General features: G+C 57.3%; 15 protein-coding genes and 1 riboswitch. Of the genes, 3 read left to right on the top strand and 12 right to left on the bottom strand.

What is annotated here, in order from left to right:
- Nucleotides 1-5 precede the first annotated feature (5 nt).
- The 5 genes from DVH26_RS00845 to DVH26_RS00825 form a co-directional block, all read right to left on the bottom strand.
- On the bottom strand, nucleotides 6-1,988 hold the full coding sequence (locus DVH26_RS00845) for a glycosyltransferase family 2 protein (protein ID WP_239635243.1): 1,983 nt from the start codon (nucleotides 1,986-1,988) through the stop codon (nucleotides 6-8).
- A gap of 98 nt (nucleotides 1,989-2,086) precedes the next feature.
- Nucleotides 2,087-4,159 (bottom strand): tetratricopeptide repeat-containing glycosyltransferase family 2 protein, encoded by a 2,073-nt coding sequence (locus DVH26_RS00840; RefSeq protein WP_239630718.1) that lies wholly within the window; start codon nucleotides 4,157-4,159, stop codon nucleotides 2,087-2,089.
- Complete coding sequence (locus DVH26_RS00835; protein ID WP_239630717.1) at nucleotides 4,122-6,197, bottom strand: TPR domain-containing glycosyltransferase; 2,076 nt, start codon at nucleotides 6,195-6,197, stop codon at nucleotides 4,122-4,124. Before DVH26_RS00835 ends, DVH26_RS00840 begins: the two co-directional genes overlap by 38 nt.
- Nucleotides 6,198-6,331: 134 nt before the next feature.
- The gene (locus DVH26_RS00830) at nucleotides 6,332-7,663 is read right to left on the bottom strand and encodes a DUF6385 domain-containing protein (RefSeq protein ID WP_239630716.1); all 1,332 of its coding nucleotides are present in this window, start codon (nucleotides 7,661-7,663) and stop codon (nucleotides 6,332-6,334) included.
- 45 nt (nucleotides 7,664-7,708) lie between these two features.
- On the bottom strand, nucleotides 7,709-8,197 hold the full coding sequence (locus DVH26_RS00825) for a DUF6385 domain-containing protein (RefSeq protein WP_239630715.1): 489 nt from the start codon (nucleotides 8,195-8,197) through the stop codon (nucleotides 7,709-7,711).
- 191 nt (nucleotides 8,198-8,388) lie between these two features.
- Between DVH26_RS00825 and DVH26_RS00820 the strand changes: the two genes are divergently transcribed.
- Complete coding sequence (locus tag DVH26_RS00820; protein WP_239630714.1) at nucleotides 8,389-8,925, top strand: hypothetical protein; 537 nt, start codon at nucleotides 8,389-8,391, stop codon at nucleotides 8,923-8,925.
- Nucleotides 8,926-8,950: 25 nt separating this feature from the next.
- Entirely contained in the window at nucleotides 8,951-9,532 is a 582-nt protein-coding gene (locus tag DVH26_RS00815; RefSeq protein ID WP_239630713.1) for a hypothetical protein, read from the top strand.
- A gap of 79 nt (nucleotides 9,533-9,611) precedes the next feature.
- Here DVH26_RS00815 and DVH26_RS00810 read toward each other — a convergent pair whose 3' ends face one another.
- Entirely contained in the window at nucleotides 9,612-11,051 is a 1,440-nt protein-coding gene (locus DVH26_RS00810) for an NAD(P)/FAD-dependent oxidoreductase (protein WP_239630712.1), read from the bottom strand.
- 80 nt (nucleotides 11,052-11,131) lie between these two features.
- Nucleotides 11,132-11,231: riboswitch (purine riboswitch) on the bottom strand.
- A gap of 287 nt (nucleotides 11,232-11,518) precedes the next feature.
- Between DVH26_RS00810 and DVH26_RS00805 the strand changes: the two genes are divergently transcribed.
- Nucleotides 11,519-12,727, top strand: a complete 1,209-nt coding sequence (locus DVH26_RS00805; protein WP_239630711.1) for a DHH family phosphoesterase — start codon at nucleotides 11,519-11,521, stop codon at nucleotides 12,725-12,727.
- An 89-nt stretch (nucleotides 12,728-12,816) separates the two neighbouring features.
- Here DVH26_RS00805 and DVH26_RS00800 read toward each other — a convergent pair whose 3' ends face one another.
- The 6 genes from DVH26_RS00800 to DVH26_RS00775 all read right to left on the bottom strand — a co-directional run bounded on the left by DVH26_RS00800 (nucleotide 12,817) and on the right by DVH26_RS00775 (nucleotide 17,979).
- Nucleotides 12,817-12,966 carry a hypothetical protein gene (locus DVH26_RS00800; protein ID WP_239630710.1) on the bottom strand — a complete coding sequence of 50 codons (150 nt, stop codon included), beginning with the start codon at nucleotides 12,964-12,966 and terminating at the stop codon, nucleotides 12,817-12,819.
- A gap of 4 nt (nucleotides 12,967-12,970) precedes the next feature.
- Complete coding sequence (locus tag DVH26_RS00795) at nucleotides 12,971-13,267, bottom strand: ferredoxin family protein (protein WP_379459186.1); 297 nt, start codon at nucleotides 13,265-13,267, stop codon at nucleotides 12,971-12,973.
- Nucleotides 13,267-14,562 carry an FAD-dependent oxidoreductase gene (locus DVH26_RS00790; protein WP_239630708.1) on the bottom strand — a complete coding sequence of 432 codons (1,296 nt, stop codon included), beginning with the start codon at nucleotides 14,560-14,562 and terminating at the stop codon, nucleotides 13,267-13,269. The genes DVH26_RS00795 and DVH26_RS00790 overlap by 1 nt, the downstream gene beginning before the upstream one ends.
- On the bottom strand, nucleotides 14,546-15,580 hold the full coding sequence (locus tag DVH26_RS00785) for an electron transfer flavoprotein subunit alpha/FixB family protein (protein ID WP_239630707.1): 1,035 nt from the start codon (nucleotides 15,578-15,580) through the stop codon (nucleotides 14,546-14,548). The genes DVH26_RS00790 and DVH26_RS00785 overlap by 17 nt, the downstream gene beginning before the upstream one ends.
- Complete coding sequence (locus DVH26_RS00780; RefSeq protein WP_239630706.1) at nucleotides 15,577-16,410, bottom strand: electron transfer flavoprotein subunit beta/FixA family protein; 834 nt, start codon at nucleotides 16,408-16,410, stop codon at nucleotides 15,577-15,579. The genes DVH26_RS00785 and DVH26_RS00780 overlap by 4 nt, the downstream gene beginning before the upstream one ends.
- 306 nt (nucleotides 16,411-16,716) lie before the next feature.
- Nucleotides 16,717-17,979 (bottom strand): Glu/Leu/Phe/Val family dehydrogenase, encoded by a 1,263-nt coding sequence (locus DVH26_RS00775; RefSeq protein WP_239630705.1) that lies wholly within the window; start codon nucleotides 17,977-17,979, stop codon nucleotides 16,717-16,719.
- Between the last annotated feature and the right edge of the window lie 10 nt (nucleotides 17,980-17,989).

Genomic DNA, 17,989 nt, shown 5'->3' with positions numbered 1-17,989 from the left:
GGTCATCAATCGAGGATGACCGCCCTTATTTCGCTGGCCAGCGCAATGGGGACGCGGCCGTTCGCCACGCCGGAGGCCAGCTGCGCCAGCGCATGCAGCACGCCTACGGCCGCAGGAACCGCGGCCGGCTCGGCGCCCGCCTGCTCGCGCGCGGCCCAGAACCAAGCCAGCGCGTCCTGGCTGCGCCCGCGCTCAAGCGCCAGCACCCCGGCCAGCAGCAGGCCGGGACGATCCAGCTCCTCGGCCGGCGGCTCGGCGGCTAGCAGCAGGTCCAGCAGCCGCTCCTGCACAGCGGCCGGCGCTTGGAGCATGCCGCAGCGGACCGTGTGCGGCATCGCGGCGAACTCCGGCGTCGCGTCGGCCGACAGCCGGAGCCAGGCTTCCCAGGCGCCTACGCGAAGCAGCGCCTGAGCAGCCTGCGCCCGCAGCGCATCCGGCAGCGGCAGCGGATCGCCGTCGTCGCCGCCTACAGGCGCAGCTCCCGGCGTGAGCCACTCCAGCGGGGCGAAGGAGCCGTCCGCGGCGACGAGCCGCAGCAGTGCTTGCCGCGCCGGCTCGAAGGCGGCCGCCGGGAGCTCGGCCTCCGATGCGTCCTGCTGCGCATCGGCCCGCTTTACAGCGAGCGCCCATAAGGAGAGCGCCGCCGCAGCGCCGTGCTGCGGGTGGACCGCCCATGGGCGCAGGGCTCCTTCGGCCGCATCGAGCCGTCCGGATTGCGCGAGCGCCAGCCCTTCCGCCAAGGGCTGGAGGGCCAGAGCCGCCTGCAGCGCGTCGCGGTGCTGCAGCAGCCATTCGGGCCGCTGCAAATCGACAGCGGCCTCCAGCAGCGCCGCCTGCGCGTGGGGCGGCAGCCGGCGCCCGTGCGCGCGCAGCGCGGCGGAGAGCCGGTCCATCCGCTCCGTCGCCGCGCAGATAGGCGCAAGCCGCTGCCAGGCCGGCACGTAGCCGGGCTGGTCGGCAAGCGCCAGCTCGTAGCAGGCGAGAGCGTCCTCCCAGCAGTACAGCCGCTCGTAGACGATGCCGCTCAAGTAGCAGCTGCGGTACGTACCCGCTCCGGAGCTGGACGAATACTTCTCGGACACGTCGCCCGTAGCCATGGCTTTGTCCAGCGCCTGAAGCGCTTCCCGGTACCGCTTCGCATCCGTCAGCACGAGTGCCTGTACCTCGTACAAATCGGTAAAATCCGGATACAGCCGGAGCGCCTCCTCGGTCATGCGAAGCGCCTCGTCGCGAAACCCGGTCGCCCGGTAGGCGTAGGCCATTTTCAACAAAAGGTCGGACGTATAGCCTCCATAAACCGGCACACGCGGGAGCAGCGACTCGAACACCGTCAGAGTGCGTCCGTATTGAGCCTGCTGGTAATATTCCGTCCCCAGCGCATACAGCAGCTGCAAATCGTCCTTGTTAAGCTTGAGCGCCTCCCGGATCAGGGTCAGATTGCGCTCGTGCTTATTTTTTTGCTGAATGACCCGGTCCAAATAACCGTAATGAACGATCTCCAAATCGGAAAATACAAGGCCTTCCGGCGCCAAGGATAAGATGCGGGAAGCGACGTCCTCGTGAATGCGCCCGGTATAGCGTATACGCGGGTCGTTGCGGAACAGCCGGCATACGGCGTCCGTCACGTGTTCATCCCCATGCGGCCCGACATAGCTGAGCATCCGTACATAATAGCCGAGGACGCCGTCCTGCTTAAGCAGCCTTGCGAGCTTATCGTCAGGAGGAGCAACCCACTGTTCGTCCGCATCCAGAACGAGGATCCACGGCTCGGTAGCCAGCTCCAGCGACCGGTTCCTCGCTTCGGCGAAATCGTGACGCCACGGAACGGAAACCACCCGGGCGCCGAAGCTGCGGGCAATGGAGACCGTACGATCGGTCGAACCGGTGTCGACGACGATGATCTCCTTGACCGTTCCGGCCACCGATGACAGACAGCGGGCCAGATGCTCCTCTTCATCCCGTACAATCATGCACAGCGATATGTTCATCGCTCCCACAGGCAGCCCCCTCCTTTCCTATTTGCCTTTAAGCCTGGCCTCAAGCGACACGGTCGCCCGCCCTTGCCCGGACACCGCCGGAAATTGCGCTAAAATCCGTCCTCACACGGAAGCTTCAGCCGGGCTCCGGCTGTGAATGCCCTATAGGCCTGTTCCTTAGCCATGTAAAGGGTGGGATACTCCCTGGCAATCGCGCCGGAGCCGGATTGCGTCCCCTTCCCCTCTCCTTCGTCATCTACCGATCCGCCCGCCGGTCCGTCTATCGGTCCGTATGTCGGTCCGTCTGCCGATCCGCCTGTAGTTCCTCTGTGCTCATCGTTCTCGGCGCGCTTAGACGTCAGGCCCATCCTGCCGCCATTGCCGAGCAAAGCCAAATGACGGTCCGCTACGGCAGCCAATCCTTTCACCAGTGCATCGGCACCGGCCGCACGTCCCTCGTTGTTCTCCCGTCGTATCAGGTCCATCCACCTCTCCACGATGTAACCGAGCGCATCCTTGCGATTCGCCGCATCGGCAGCAAGAAGAAGCCTTTGCAGGTCCGGCCACAACGCATGGTCCTCCCGCGGCAGCTGTCCAGCCTTCCGCGATCCGGAGCCGCCTTTGCTTGGCTTGCCGGTACCGGAAGCGGAGCTTGTGCCATTGCCGGAGCGTGAGCGTGAGCCGTCCCCCTTACTCTTAGGCCGTTCCTCTCGGTTAGTGTCGCTTCCTGCAGCAGCCGTCAATAACGCTACAACCGGGTCCTTACCTCGAATCTTGCGTCCTTCCAGCCAGTCCAGCTGCACCCGCAGCTCCTCCAGCTTCTTCTCCTGTCCGCGTCCATGCTTCGCCTCCAGAACACTGCGCGCCTCCTCCCATCGTCCGGAGAGCATATAGCTTTGCGCTGCCGCATGGCGGCGGGAGACTTCGGGGAGCTGCCGGCCTTCGCGGCTGTCTAACAAGGAGACTGCAGCCCGGGAACAACGGCATTGCAGCAAAATCGCAACCACCTTCCACAACGCTTCCGGCGAACGGACAGCAAGCCTTTCTTGCAGCAGCGCTACGATCCGTTCTTCTTGCCCGGCCCTGCGCAGCATATGAAACATCCGGTACAACGGCGGCGTCAAGCTCGACTTGAACCGGACCGTCTCCATATACCATTCCAGAGCCTCCTCCGTCTCACCGGCTTCCTCCACCAGCTGCCCCAGCAAAAAAGCGGTCTGGTACGTGCCCATCCCTTCCTCCGTGTGATAAGCCGCGGGCGGGGGCCCGACCCGGATCGCCTCCAGCAGCGAACGGACCGCAGCTTCCCGCTGGCCCAGTGCCTCATAACTGACCGCCTTATATTGAAGCAAATCGGTATAAGCCGGGAACAGCTCGAGGGCCAGGTCTATCTTCGCCAGAGCCTCCTCCCAGCGTCCCAGCGTCTGATAGCAGCGAATTTCATACTTATACAGCAAATGCGAATAGCTCGTTTCCAGCGGGTCGATCCGCCGCTTGGCCTCTTCGAAAGACAGCAGCGCGCTTGAGGCATCGTTCTTCCGCAAATGCTCCACTCCAAGGTTGTACCGGTAAAACGCATTGTCCGGCTCCGCCGCTATCGCCTGCTCCAGAAGTCCGATATTGCGCCGTATTTTATCTTTGCCGACGACATCCTCATGCCGGTAGCCGTAGTGGTGAATGATCGTATCTGTTATATGGAACGCCGCATCCGGCTTATGCCGGCAAATGGCGGCGGCAATCTGTTCATGAATGGTTCCTTCAAAGCGGTGATACGGTTTGTTGCGAAACAGCCGAAGCACCGGATTGATGGTCGCTCCCTGCGTGCCGCTGCCGACGTAATTGTGAATTTGCAGAAAAAAACCGTCATACTGCTCATGCTGAACGTACTGCTTCAGCTGGTCACGGCCCTCCCGGTCCAGCTCCTCGTCGGCGTCGAGGAACAAAATCCAGTCGCCCGACGCCTGCTCGACTCCTGCATTGCGGGCGGCAGCGAAATCGCCGCGCCATGGTATTTCCACGACGCGGGCGCCGAACTGACGCGCGATACGTATCGTCCGGTCCCGGGAGCCTGTATCGACGATGACAACTTCATCGACGGCTCCTTTAACGCTGGCAAGGCAGCGCGGCAAATGGTGCTCCTCGTCCTTAACTATCATGCATAGAGATATCCGCTTCCGCTGCATGCGCATTCCTCCTCTGCCTCCCGGTGCGCTGCGTCCTCCAACCGAAGCCGCTCAGCGTGGCGATGACCTGCTCCAGCTTGCGCATATCGTTATGCAGCACCTGTGCATCGGGAGCCGAATCGTAGCTCTCCGCCGCCACTTCGTACGCAAGCTGCAAATAACTAAGTGCCGCACCCGTACGGGCACGCGGTTGATCCGGCACCAATGCCAGCGATTGCTCGAACAAGGCTGCCGCCTGACCATAAAAGCCTTTGACGTACAGCACCTCGCCCAAGTGGAACAGCCCTTCCGCATCCAGCTCGCTGCGTTCCATCAGCCCAAGCAGCCGATCCGCCGCCGACAGCACGTAGCCGTACCGATACAAGCTTTTGGCAAGCTCAAGCGAGAGCTGCGGCGCCAGCTCCGACAGCCGCCTGGCCAGCCGGAGCAGCCGGAGCTCGACGGCTCGTTCCATGCGCTCGCAGGCAAGCTTGTGCAGCGGCGGGTCGGCCGAGGGGGCTTCCGGCTGACCCGTACCGTCCAACAGCCAGCGCTCGATTGCGGCGAAGGCGGCCAGCTGCAGCGGCGGCAGCGCTCCCTCCGCCGAATCCGCCCACGGCCGCTGCTCGCTCCAGCAGCACAGCGCCCAATCCGCCGCCGCGCTCTCCGGCAGGCCGCCGCTTTGCCGCCACGCCGCGAACCGTCCGGCGGCTTCGGCGAACTGCCCGGTCTGCATCAAGCATTCGCAGACCAGGGCACGAGCTGCATCGCTGAGCGGCTGCAGCACGGCGAGCGCTGCGGCATACGCGCCGCAGGCAGCAAGCACGCGCGCTACCAGCTCGTACGCGGCGGTATTATCCGGCTGAACGGCTTCGATCAGCCGTGCTTTGATGCTGTCGTCGCTGAGCCCGCTTAGCTGCAGCAGGTCGGCCCAGCCTGCGAGGGCCGGCTCGTAGTGCGGGTGCTCCGACAGCGCTTCACGGTACAGCCGCCCGGCAAGCTCCGTGCGCCCCTGCTGGCCCGCGACCCGGGCCAGGCCGGTCAGCGGGCGGTAGCTGTTCGCGCCCGCTTCCGTAATATATGTTCCGCCGCCCGTGGCATGGATGGCATCACGGTAAGCGTTGAAGGCATCGGAGAGCAGCCCTTGCCCTTCCAGACTTTCACCATGCAGCAGATGCAGATCGGAATAGCCGGAATACCGCTTCGTCTCCTCCTGAAGCAAGACGGATGCTTCAGCATAATCTCCGGCAGCCAGAAGGACTTTTGCGTAGTCACGGACCAGCGTTCCCCGGTAAGGGGCTCCCGGCGTAGCTAACCGCAAAGCTCGAGCGAAGATCGCAAGTGCTTGCTCCGCTTGCCCGCTCTGGCAATACGTAACACCCAAATTGTAAATGTGAAACGGATCTTCCGGATGCTCCTCCAATACCCGCTGCAAAATACGCATATTGCGCTCGATCGTCTTCTTGCGCGAGAGCTCGGCGGGCAAATAGCCGGTATGGTGAAGCAGGAGCGGACTTAACGGGGGGCTCAAGGCAGCAGCTCCATCGGACGGTGTTGACAGCGGCTCTCCTTGTTGACCCGTATCTGACTCCCGATCATCCTCTCTATCACGAACGAGCTGCTCATGAATCGCCCCCTCGAAACGGTACCCTTTGCCCGAACGGAACAGCCGCTCTGACTCATAAGTGACCTTCTCTTCTGCAAGCTCCCCAACCGGGTTCACAATGCGTACAAGAGCTTTGTCCGCCTCGGTTTCCTTCAAGAACGCAACGATCCGCTCCGCCCCGTCCACCACTTCCTCGTCGGCATCTATCACCAGTATCCATTCGGAAGCCGCGTGGGCGATACCCGTGTTGCGCGCCTGGGCAAAGTCATCCCGCCATGGCTCATGCACAACCTTCGCGCCGTACGAAAGAGCGATGTCCGCCGTTCGATCGGTCGAGCCCGTATCTACGACTATTAACTCGTCTGCAATCGACCGGACGCTCTCCAAGCATCGGGCAAGCACCGCTTCTTCATTTCTTGCAATTACATGAACGCCTAACAGCAGCTGCTTCATATCCGCTTCCTCCGCGTGTAGGTAAGGCTTTCGTAATAACCCGTATCTATCTTGTGAAACTGTATTTAATCATGAAAAGAGTACATGAAGCCCCGAAGAAGGGGCCCCATGTACCTATATGATGCGGTATAAGGTTATGTGCCTTGTCCGTTAAAAAACACATCGATCGCCGTCGGATTGCCCGCTGAGCTGGAGCGGTACGTAAGCCGCGTATATTTCAGGAATCGCTGCGGAACCAGCACATCGACGGAGCCCACCGCGATACCGGTTACCGTGTCGACATCGTCATACCAGTTCGTCCCGTTGGCGCTAATCTCGATCCGCGCATCCGCCCTATTCACACCGGGTCCCCGGTTATAGACAAAGAACGAATAGCAGCCGAACACGCTCGTAGTGACCGCAGCAAGCGGGGTGAAAGCGTCGGCAGTCGTCAAGTTCAGGTTCTCCGATTCCTGGAAGCTCTTTTGTGAAATCGAGGTTACGCTGCTAAGCGTCCCTGCTGTAATCGTCGCTCCCAGCACGCTGGTAATCGTACCGTTCAACAGATTCGTCAGCGTTCCGGCTGTGATTGTCGCCCCCAGCACACTGGTGATTGTTCCGTTCAGTAAATTCGTCAAAGTGCCTGCTGTAATCGTCGCTCCCATTACACTGGTGATCGTACCGTTCAGCAAGTTCGACAGCGTCCCCGCTGTAATAGTAGCTCCCAGTACGCTGGTAATTGTACCGTTCAGCAGGTTCGTCAACGTACCTGCTGTGATCGTCGCACCCGATACGCTCACTGTCCCTGCCGTTATCGTTGCTCCCATTACACTCGTGATCGTACCGTCGAGCAAGTTCGACAGCGTCCCCGCTGTAATAGTAGCTCCCAGCACGCTCGTGATTGTCCCATTCAATAAATTCGTCAATGTTCCAGCTGTGATTGTCGCTCCGGATACGCTCACTGTCCCTGCCGTGATGGTCGCTCCCATTACACTCGTGATCGTTCCGTCCAGCAGGTTCGACAGCGTTCCTGCCGTTATCGTCGCTCCCAGCACACTGGTAATCGTTCCGTTCAGCAGGTTCGTCAACGTACCTGCTGTGATCGTCGCTCCCAGTACGCTGGTAATTGTACCGTTCAGCAGGTTCGTCAACGTACCTGCTGTGATCGTCGCACCCGATACGCTCACTGTCCCTGCCGTGATGGTCGCTCCCATTACACTCGTTATCGTTCCGTCCAGGAGGTTCGACAGCGTCCCAGCCGTAATCGTTGCTCCCAGCACACTCGTGATCGTTCCGTTCAGCAGGTTCGTCAACGTGCCCGCAGTCAGCGTTACGCTCTGTACGCTCAGCGTTCCGTCCATAATGACCGTAAGCAAGTTGCCGTTAGCATCCGTTGCCAAAGGGTGCGCTACGGACGCATTGTCTTGACCGAAAATGAGCGTACGCAGCCGGTCCGGATTCGTATTAAACGTTGAAAAGTTTGGCAAAGCTCACTTCCCCCTTCCATATTAGTGAAAACCAAGCCCGATCCCTTATGCAGTCGTTTTGGTCTGGAAATACACGTCGACGACAGAGCCCTTTCCCTCCTCCACGGAGCGGACGCCCAGGCGAACATAGCGTACAAAGCGGACCGGCACCAGGACAGATGTTTGTCCACCTTGAATCACTTCTTGCACATCTCCGGTGAAGTCCACCCGGGTCGGCCCGATTTGGACTATCGCTTCAACCGGATTCTCCCCCCTATTCACTATGCCAAAAGAATAGACCGATTGGCGGGAAACATCCTGGATCGGCAAAAACACAAACTCATCTTCCGTCGAAATATCAAGGCACGTTTTGCCGGAATAGACAGGAATGCCTTCCCTGCACCGCCCGGAAGCCTTGCTGCACTTCCTTTTTTTCCTGCATGGATGCAATGTGCAGGCCGGCTTCTTCAGAGGGCACTTTTTGGTCACGCACTGCTTGCCTCGGCCGGTATTCACTTTGTTTTGTCGCTTTGCGCAAGCCGCTTTTGATCCCATCGTGATTCCCCTTAAAAAGTTGTGCTGCGTTAATGTATGACCCTCGTCTCATTCAGGAAACGGCATTTGCCTTTTTCTGGATAAAATGTTTGCCATTGTACCTATACACCTTGTACAAGACCTACATATGGTATACCAACGGCACAAGAACGCAGCTCCATTCTCCAATTGCCGGATGAAAGAGGGATGAGATGATGACCAATTATTCTATTTTCAATAAATCCAACAGTCCGTTGTATACCGAAATCACCAACACTTTTTCCTCTCCGGGAATCGAATCGGCGCCGGCGGAAGACGCGGACAAGTCCGGCTTACTATATACTCTGTCTTCGGGCAGCGTCAGCGTCCCGAGCGGTTCAAGCTTGCTGCTTCAGGTATCTAATCCCGGGGGCAGCGGGAAGACGATGTATGTGTCCAGGGTCATGGGCGGCGTAACCGCAGCGGCTGCCGTCCTTATGCATTCAGGCGGAACGATAACCGGCGGGACTACGCCTACACCTGTAAATATGCTGTTTGGCAGCTCCAATGTGAGCTCCATGACAACCCGGCAAAATACGGGGTCATTGACGGGGACTCCGGTCACGTTCGCCAGCCTTCCGGTCACTGCAGGCCTTTACACGATCCCTATAGGAGGATCTATCGTCGTTCCTCCCGGACAAACCTTCACCGTAACCGTAGGAACAGGGGCGCTGAACGCTTCCGCCGTCGTTACATGGTGGGAATTTTAGCTATTGCATCATAAGGTGGTGTATCATGCCCAACGATTCTGTATTCGACCCCAAAAATCAGCCTGTGTTTACCAGAGTCACCAACACGTTCCATACCCCCGGGACCATCGCTCCCCCCGAAACCGGCGCAGGTAAATCAGGCAGCCTATTTATCTCAACGGCTACCAACTCCCAGAACCTCAATCTGCTGGGAGGAACCGTTACCATTTCATTGCAGGTCAGCAACCCGGGAGGCAGCGGGAAGACGGTTTATGTCTCCAGCTTTTCGGGCGGCACCGGCATTTCGTTGAGCTTGCTGTCCAGCTTTTCCGCGACGGCTACGCTGGTTAGAGGCGGGACGCTAACCAGCCCCTCCGCTGTGGCCAAAACCAATACGAATTTCACAAGCTCCAACACCAGCGTCATGAACGTTAACTCCTCAACCGCTGCCGTTACGGGCGGAACGCCTTTCCTTACGCTTCCCCTCGTTGCCGGACAGTTCTCCATCGAGGAAACGGGCCGGATCGTCGTTCCTCCAGGCCAATCGATTGCGATGACCGTGAGCGCATCCTTATCGGTCGCAGGAATATTAAGCTCTATCGCCAACATAACCTGGTGGGAAGTTTGAAGGAAGCCGCCCATAGAAAAAGCCTGTATCCGCATGTTGAAGCAGATACAGGCTTTTTTGAACTTTGTTTAGTAAGCCCTTACACAGACAACCGCTCCACGATAGAGCGTGCAATCCAGACTCCCGCCGCTCCGGCCTGGGCCAGGCCTCGGGTAATGCCGGCTCCGTCGCCGCCGCAATACAATCCGTCGATCTCGCTTTCCAGCTGCGTGTTAAGCTTCGGTCTCGCGGAATAAAACTTCGCTTCCACGCCGTAAAACAGCGTATGCTCGGAAGCGATACCCGGCGTCACCTTGTCCAGCGCCTCCACCATTTCGATCAGGCTCTTCATCGTATTGTACGGCAGGACAAGCCCCAGATCTCCCGGCACGGCCTCCTTCAAGGTCGGCTCCAGGAAGCCTTCCTTGATGCGGCCCTCAGTCGATCGGCGTCCGCGGATAATGTCGCCGTACTTTTGCACTATGACGCCGCCGCCCGACAGGTCGTTCGCTCTTTTGCATATTTCCCGCGCATATTCGTTGGGCTTATCGAACGGCTCGGTGAACCGGTGCGATACGAGCAGCGCAAAGTTCGTGTTCGACGAGCCGAGCTTAGGATCCTTGTAGGCGTGGCCGTTAGCCGCCATAACGCCGCTGTGATTCTCGACTACGACATGGCCCGAAGGGTTGCTGCAGAACGTGCGCACCCGCGTCCCTACCGACGTGTTAAAAATAAATTTGCCTTCGTACAAATGCTCGTTAATTTCACGCATTACGACATCGGACGTCTCGACGCGCACGCCGACGTCGACCTGGTTGTTGAACATTTTGATCCGCCGTTTCTTCAGAACGTCGGTAAGCCATGCGGAGCCGTCCCTGCCCGGTACGGCGATCACACAGCCGGCTTCGATTTCCTCGCCGTTCTGGAGTACGACGCCGGTGGCCCGGTAGCTTCCATTCTCCTTCACGGTCAAAATATCGGCGACCTCCGTCTTGTACATCATATCGATATGCTCTTTCAGACGGCGGTTGATCGATTGCAAAATTTGCAGGTTTTTCTCCGTGCCCAGATGGCGCACCTGAGCTCGCAGCAGCTTCAAGCCGGCTGCATAGCCACGCTGCTCGATCGAACGGACGACCTCGGTCATCGGGTCGGTGATCGTATCGGGAGCTCCATGGTCCAGATTGATGCGGTCTACATACGAAATCAGATCGAGCACCTGGGACGGTGCGAGATATTCCGTCAGCCATCCGCCGAACTCCGTCGTAATGTTGAATTTGCCGTCGCTGTAAGCGCCCGCTCCCCCGAAGCCGCTCGTGATGGAACAGGCGGGCAGACAGCCCGCAAACTCTTTTTTCCCCGCCGGGGGCGGGCACAGCTTGATCTTCTCTTCAAGAATCGGACAGCGGCGGCTGTCAATGTCGTGTCCTTTATCAATGAGCAGCACCTTCAAGTGCGCTGCCTTCAGCATCAATTCATAAGCGGCAAAAATTCCTGCCGGTCCGGCTCCTACAATAATGACATCGTAACGTTTGTTCATCCCTGTTAGTCCCTCCGCTTGAAAGAAATGGCGTTTCCTTGTTGGACGGGCACAAAAAAAATTCCAGCTACCGAATGGTTGCGGGAAACCCGCCCACTCGTAGTCAGGAATTATCGGTTCCTTGTAGAGACCTCCGACCCGTATCGCCGAAGATATACGAACAGCTACTTGGTATGTCTTATTTAATTGCCATCTAGAATGGTAACCCAATTCCCTACTCATGTCAAGGGTTCTATACTGATTTATTCGTATTTAGTCCATCATTCCTGCTCATTGCTCCTCAATTCCATTAATAATACGACCAAAATCCGAACATTAGCAACAAACTCCGGCAAGACTTGCCCCTGCTCTCGCTCGAGCCGTCGGGTTGTTGATGGGTCCCTAACACGGAATAAAGCCGAACGGCAAAGGGAATGGTATAGTTTGTCATTCATGATGAATGTTAGAAGGCTGGGAGGGCTGTCGTTTTGTACGTTCTATATACTCATAACGATCTGGATGGCGTAGGCTGCGGCATCGTGGCAAGATTCGCCTTCGGGTCGAAGGTGGAAATCCGTTACAATTCCGTCGGTGGCCTCAACACGCAGGTCGCACATTTTTTGGAAAAACCGCGAAAAAAGAAGCAATTGTTCATAACCGACTTATCGGTGAATGAAGATAACGAACGCGGACTGGACGATTTTGTAAAATCCGGCGGCAAAGTCAGGCTGATCGATCACCATAAATCCGCGCTTCATTTAAATCAGTACAGCTGGGGCATGGTGAAGGTGGAGGAAGAGGACGGAAAGCTATGCTCGGCCACTTCGTTGTTTTACGACTATTTGATTCAACACGGCTTGTTGACCCCTTCGAACGGATTGAGTGAATTCGTGGAGCTGGTCCGGCAGTACGACACGTGGGAATGGGATCAGAACAACCAGCTTCAGGCCAAACGGCTGAACGACCTGTTCTACATGGTGTCCATGGAGGAATTCGAGGAGAAAATGATCGACCGGCTGCGGCACAGCGAGCATTTCTCATTCGATGAGTTTGAAGAAAAAATTTTGGATATGGAAGAAGAAAAGATCGAGCGGTACGTACGGAGAAAAAAGCGAGAGGTCGTGCAGGCAACCATCGACGATCGTTATGCGGGCATTGTCCATGCGGAGTCGTACCACTCGGAGCTGGGGAGCGAGCTTGGAAAGGAGCACCCTCACCTCGATTATATCGCCATCCTGAACATGGGCGGGAAAAAGATCAGCTTCCGGACGATTCACGATCATATCGACGTCTCGGAAATAGCCGGCCGCTATGGAGGCGGAGGCCATGCCAAAGCGTCCGGCTGCTCCATGACGGAAGAGGCGTACCGGAAATATGTCGCCGAAGCGTTCCCGATCGAGCCGCTGCGCACGGACGCAGTTCACAACTCGTTCAATCAGAAGGACTCGGTGTACGGCTCGCTGTACGAAAACCGCCAAGGACAGAGCCTGTTCGTCTTTCCGTCGGACGGCGGGTGGGAGATCGATGTCGACGGCAATCCGGGCGGAAGTTTCGCCACATTTGAAGAAGCGGAACGAATGGCGAAAAGGCAGTATGCCGCTTGGCTGGCCCGGGACGAAATCTATGTCTCGTATCTTATGGAGCAAATGGCGGCGAACCGGAAGACGGCTTCGGCACCGAAAGGCGTCTCCCCTTAGATAATCCCGTTTCTCCCGATTCCATGAGAAAAAACCGCACACTGGGTATCCCAAGTATGCGGCATCACTTTTTTGAAAGCGCATTCGAATCAGTCCTTCACTTTCTCGAGCATCTCTTCTTTCTCCCAGCTGGTGAAATGGTCTTCCCAGACGATGTGATAAAAGCCCTGCTCCGCTTCCATGACGATGCCTCTCGCACCGTCCAGTATGAACATAACCCGATCTCCGACTTCAAACATATGATCACCCCAGTCTAAAGACGATTCCGTGACCACCTTTCGGGTATTCCCATTTAATATTTTGGTGAGGACAGCCGATCCGGCAGCTGCCGCACTCATGACAGCCCTCGTAGCCGACGTGCATACGGATATCCTCCCATTTGTACACTTCCGCCGGGCAAAAGATAGTGCATATTTTGTCCGGACATTTCGTCAAACAAGTATCCGCATCCAATACGGTAAGATGTGATTTTGTATCCGCGTTAAAGCGAAGTAGATACTGCTTTTCCTCGATAGACTGGCCTTTCGCCTGCTCGCTCATTACTTTATCACCTTCCATGCCCGGTACATATCGCGGGCGATTTTCAGCTTTTGTTTGACCGTGCCGATATCCTGCCATATTTTTTTCTGCTTCTCCCGCTTCGACGTGCCGTCCACGGTGAACATTTGACTCGCCGCGCGGTTCATCATCGGGATATATTGATCAAAATATTGCGGGAACTTGTCAAAATGGTGCGTCGCGTCCTTGTACTTCTTCAAATCTTCTCCGACGAAGCTTTCCATCAGCCGCTGCCGGTAGTAATCGAGCATATCCTCCGAGAAATTGCCGGCCTGTTTGGCCATCACGATCGTTTCCGCCGCCAGCCTTCCGGAGGTCATCGCCATGTTCGAGCCTTCGCGGTGAATGGCGTTAACGAGCTGCGCCGCATCGCCGACGACCAGAACGCCGTTGCCGACCACCTTCGGCATCGAATGGTAGCCCCCTTCGGGAATGAGGTGGGCCAAATATTCCTGCGGCTCCCCGCCCTGCAAATACGGACGGACCATCGGATGCGTCTTGACGTACTCCAGCAGTTCGTACGGTTTTATCTTATGCTTGATGAGCCCGGATAGTAACGTCCCTACGCCTATGCTGAGCGTATCTTTATTGGTGTAGAGAAAGCCCGTGCCGAGAATGCCTTTGGTCGCGTCGCCGAACAGCTCGATCGTACAGCCTTGGCCTTCCTCGAGATTGAACCGGTCCTCGATCACTTTGCGGTCGAGCTTGATGATTTCCATCGTGGCCAGCGCGACTTCATCCGGCTTGAACTCCTTATGGAACCCGAGCGACTTGGCGAGCAGCGAGTTCACGCCGTCCGCCAGCACGACGACATCCGCATACAGATCGCCGTCGGGCCGATCCGTGCGCACGCCGACGACGCGGTCGCCCTCGACGATGCATTCGAGCGCCACGGTCTCGTTAATGAGCAGAGCACCCTGATCGACCGCCTTTTGCGCGAACCATTGGTCGAACTTCGCGCGCAGCACGGTAAAGTTGTTGTACGGCTCCCTCGCCCACTCCATGCCCTTGTAACCGAAGGTGACGGCCGATTCCTTATCGAGCATCATGAACCGCTGCTCTACGATGGGCCGTTCGATCGGCGCCTCTTTGTAAAAATCGGGGATGACGTCCTCCATCATTTTTCGGTACAGGACCCCGCCCATGACGTTCTTGGAGCCGGGATACTCCCCTCTCTCCAAGAGCAGCACATGGACGCCGGCCTTGGCCAGCTCGAATGCGCAAGCGATTCCCGCAGGTCCGGCACCGACGACGATACAATCAAACTTTTCCGACATTTGCGTCTTCCTTTCTGCCCAGAGCCTTGGTAAACTGCTCGATCAGCATCGGAACGATTTCGAACGCATCGCCGACAATGCCGTAGTGACAGCTGCTAAAAATCGGCGCCGCCGGATCCTTGTTAATGGCGATGATCAGCCCGGAGTTTTGCATCCCGACGATATGCTGAATCGCTCCGGAAATACCGATGGCAAAATAAATTTTGGGCGTCACCGTCACTCCGGTCTGCCCGACCTGGTGATGATGTCCTATCCATCCCGCCTCGACGACGTCCCGGCTCGCGCCGACAGCCGCGCCCAGTGTCTGCGCCAGCTGGTGGACAAGCTGGAACCCGCTCTCGCTGCCGAGCCCTTTGCCCCCGGCCACGATAATGTCCGCCTCGTCGATGCGCACCTTGTGCGTCGTCTGACGGACGATCTCGAGCACCTTGGTACGCACGTCCTCCTCCTGCAGCGGAATCGTCTCCTCGATCATCTTCCCTCTTCTTCCCGCTTCCCGGGGCAATGCTTTCATCACCTTCGGCCGGACGGTCGCCATTTGCGGCCGATACTTTTTGCACAGGATCGTCGCCATAATGTTCCCGCCGAACGCCGGACGGCTGGCCAGCAGCAGACCCGTATCCTCCTCCACGTCGAGGATCGTCGTATCGGCCGTAAGACCGGTAGGCAAATCCGTCGCTACGGCGCTCGCCAAATCTTTGCCTGTCGAGGTCGCGCCGTACAGTATAATTTCCGGCTTATACTTCTCCGTACAAGCCAAGAGCGCTTTCATAAACGTCTCCGTCCGATAATTCTTGAATATCGGAGCGTCGTATACATACATCGTATCGGCTCCGTACTCGAAGGCTGTTGCTGCGAGCTGCGTCACATGGTCGCCGATCAGCACGCCTGCAAGCTCGGTTCCCCTCTTGTCGGCCAGCCTTCGTCCGGCGCCTAGCAGCTCCAGAGAAACCGGCGCGATGACTCCGTCTTTTTCCTCTACAAACACCCATATCCCGCGATAATCGTCGAAGTTCATTCGGAAGCTCCACCTCCGGGCTGAAAAAACTCGCGTTTCTCCAGCAAAATAGCAAGCAGCCGCTCCACCTGTTCGTTAGCGGAGCCCTGCAGCATTTCGCCTCCCTGCGGCTTCTGCGGCGCCCATACCGACGATACGATCGTCGGGGACCCTTTCAAACCCAACTGGGAGCGATCCACATCCTCCAGCTCGTTGACGGACCAAATGTGCGGCTGATAACGGGCCGCCCGGATGACGTTCGGCATCGACGAGTACGGAACCTCGTTAATCTCCTTCTCCACCGACAGCAGACAGGGCAGTGTCGACCGGATCACCTCATGGCCGTCCTCCAGCTTGCGGTGAATGACCGCGAATCCTTCCTGCTTGTTGATCTCCACCACCTTGTTGACCGAGGTCAGCGGCGGGATGTCCAGTCTGCGGGCGATCCCCGGCCCTACCTGGCCCGTGTCACCGTCAATGGTCATTTTCCCGCAAATGACCAGATCGATCGGCTTCGTTTTGCCGATTTTCTCCAGCGCCTTCGTTAACGAATAGCTGGTAGCCAGCGTGTCCGCTCCTGCAAAAGCGCGGTCGGTGATCAGGTACCCCTCGTCCGCTCCAATCTCGATACATTTGCGGATCGCCTTCACGGCAGGGGGAGGCCCCATCGTCAGCACGGACACCGTTCCCCCGTACCTTTGCTTGAGCCGGACGGCTTCTTCCACGGCATGCGCGTCATAGGGGTTCAAAATCGCCGGGGCGCTGGCCCGATCCATCGTGTTCGTCTTCGGGTTCATCTTGATGATCTTAGTATCCGGTACCTGCTTGATACAGGCGACAATATGAAGCATTCGCAGCACCTCTTCACGTTATGATCCGTTAGGTCTGAATACTCTAGTATATAAGCCGGTTCCGGATAAAATGCATAAATTGGCAGGTAGAGCGGTTCGCCGGGCGCGAACCCTATCTACCCGTGCCGGCGACATGCCTCGCAGCCGCCTTCCCTTGCGTTGTATAATTGTTTGTGCAGGGGAACCGCTCCTAAATCTGTGCACAAAAAAAGGCTGTCCGCCAGCTTATTAAAGCTTTGCGGGACAGCCTCGATGATACATTACCGTTATAAAGCATGAAGGTAAATAAAAAGTCCGGTTATTCGATTAAACCCAACCGCGAGCTTCCATCGCTTTCGTGATGCGCTCCAGAGAGATCATGTATGCCGCTGTACGGAGGTCGGTTTGGTAACGGGTTGCCAAAGACTGCACTTCACGGTATGCGTCGGACATAGCTATTTTCAGCTTGCCGTTAACTTCGTCCTCGCTCCAGTAGTAGTTCATCAGGTTTTGTACCCATTCGAAGTAAGAAACGGTTACGCCGCCGGCATTGGCCAAAATGTCAGGAATGACTTTAATCCCTTTGTTGAACAGGACTGCGTCCGCTTCCGGAGTCGTTGGGCCGTTAGCCGCTTCCGCCACGATTTTCGCTTTGATGTTACCAGCATTGGCGGACGTAATTACGTTCTCCAGTGCAGCCGGTACGAGGATATCAACATCCAGCTCAAGAATTTTCTCTGCCGCGATGCTGTACGATGCGCCGTATTCCTGAATCGAGGATTCGTCCTTCAGGCGTTCTACTTTGGCCAGATCCAGACCTTGCGGATCGTAGATCGCGCCTTTGGAGTCGCTGACAGCAACAACCTTACATCCGAGCTCGGTCAGCAGTCGAGCGGCGATTCTTCCGGCATTGCCGAAGCCTTGAATTGCTACAGTCGCGCCTTCCGTCGATTTGCCCATGTCATGAAGCGCATCTTGAATGACGAATACGCAGCCGCGGGCCGTCGCTTCGTTTCTTCCTTTGGAGCCTCCGATAATAAGCGGTTTGCCCGTAATAACGCCGGGGGAATTGAAGCCTTTCAAGCGGCTGTACGTATCCATCATCCAGCCCATAATTTGAGGTGTCGTGTAGACGTCCGGAGCAGGGATATCTTTTTCGGGACCGACGATTTCATGAATCGCTTCCATGAAGGCGCGGCTTACGCGTTCCAGTTCCCCTTTGCTCATTTCGCGCGGATCGCAAATAACTCCGCCTTTGCCGCCGCCGTAAGGCAGACCGACAACGCCGCACTTGAAGCTCATCCACATGGACAGCGCTTTGACTTCATCCAACGTTACGTCCGGATGGAAGCGGATGCCGCCTTTGGTAGGTCCCACCGCGTCATTGTGCTGGGAGCGGTAGCCTTCGAACACTCTTACTTTACCGTTATCCATTTTGACAGGGAAAGTAACGGACAATACCCGTTTCGGATGCTTCAGAATCGCGACAACTTCCTCCGGCAATTGCAGCAAAGCAGCCGCCTTCTCGATTTGTGTCTGAGCGATCTGGAACGGGTTCAGATTCTCTGGGGTCAATGTTGATTCAACCATGAAAAATACC

This window comes from Paenibacillus sp. H1-7 (genome assembly GCF_022354825.1).
In the GTDB taxonomy this organism is placed as follows: domain Bacteria; phylum Bacillota; class Bacilli; order Paenibacillales; family NBRC-103111; genus Paenibacillus_S.
Note: the sequence above shows the minus strand (reverse complement) of the source record. Positions and strands in the feature narration are given on the sequence as shown.

Coding starts and splice junctions, on each gene's coding strand:
- DVH26_RS00845 (WP_239635243.1), bottom strand. CDS start 1,988: ATGAACATATCGCTGTGCATGATTGTACGGGATGAAGAGGAGCATCTG.
- DVH26_RS00840 (WP_239630718.1), bottom strand. CDS start 4,159: ATGCAGCGGAAGCGGATATCTCTATGCATGATAGTTAAGGACGAGGAG.
- DVH26_RS00835 (WP_239630717.1), bottom strand. CDS start 6,197: ATGAAGCAGCTGCTGTTAGGCGTTCATGTAATTGCAAGAAATGAAGAA.
- DVH26_RS00825 (WP_239630715.1), bottom strand. CDS start 8,197: ATGGGATCAAAAGCGGCTTGCGCAAAGCGACAAAACAAAGTGAATACC.
- DVH26_RS00820 (WP_239630714.1), top strand. CDS start 8,389: ATGATGACCAATTATTCTATTTTCAATAAATCCAACAGTCCGTTGTAT.
- DVH26_RS00815 (WP_239630713.1), top strand. CDS start 8,951: ATGCCCAACGATTCTGTATTCGACCCCAAAAATCAGCCTGTGTTTACC.
- DVH26_RS00810 (WP_239630712.1), bottom strand. CDS start 11,051: ATGAACAAACGTTACGATGTCATTATTGTAGGAGCCGGACCGGCAGGA.
- DVH26_RS00800 (WP_239630710.1), bottom strand. CDS start 12,966: ATGTTTGAAGTCGGAGATCGGGTTATGTTCATACTGGACGGTGCGAGA.
- DVH26_RS00795 (WP_379459186.1), bottom strand. CDS start 13,267: ATGAGCGAGCAGGCGAAAGGCCAGTCTATCGAGGAAAAGCAGTATCTA.
- DVH26_RS00790 (WP_239630708.1), bottom strand. CDS start 14,562: ATGTCGGAAAAGTTTGATTGTATCGTCGTCGGTGCCGGACCTGCGGGA.
- DVH26_RS00785 (WP_239630707.1), bottom strand. CDS start 15,580: ATGAACTTCGACGATTATCGCGGGATATGGGTGTTTGTAGAGGAAAAA.
- DVH26_RS00780 (WP_239630706.1), bottom strand. CDS start 16,410: ATGCTTCATATTGTCGCCTGTATCAAGCAGGTACCGGATACTAAGATC.
- DVH26_RS00775 (WP_239630705.1), bottom strand. CDS start 17,979: ATGGTTGAATCAACATTGACCCCAGAGAATCTGAACCCGTTCCAGATC.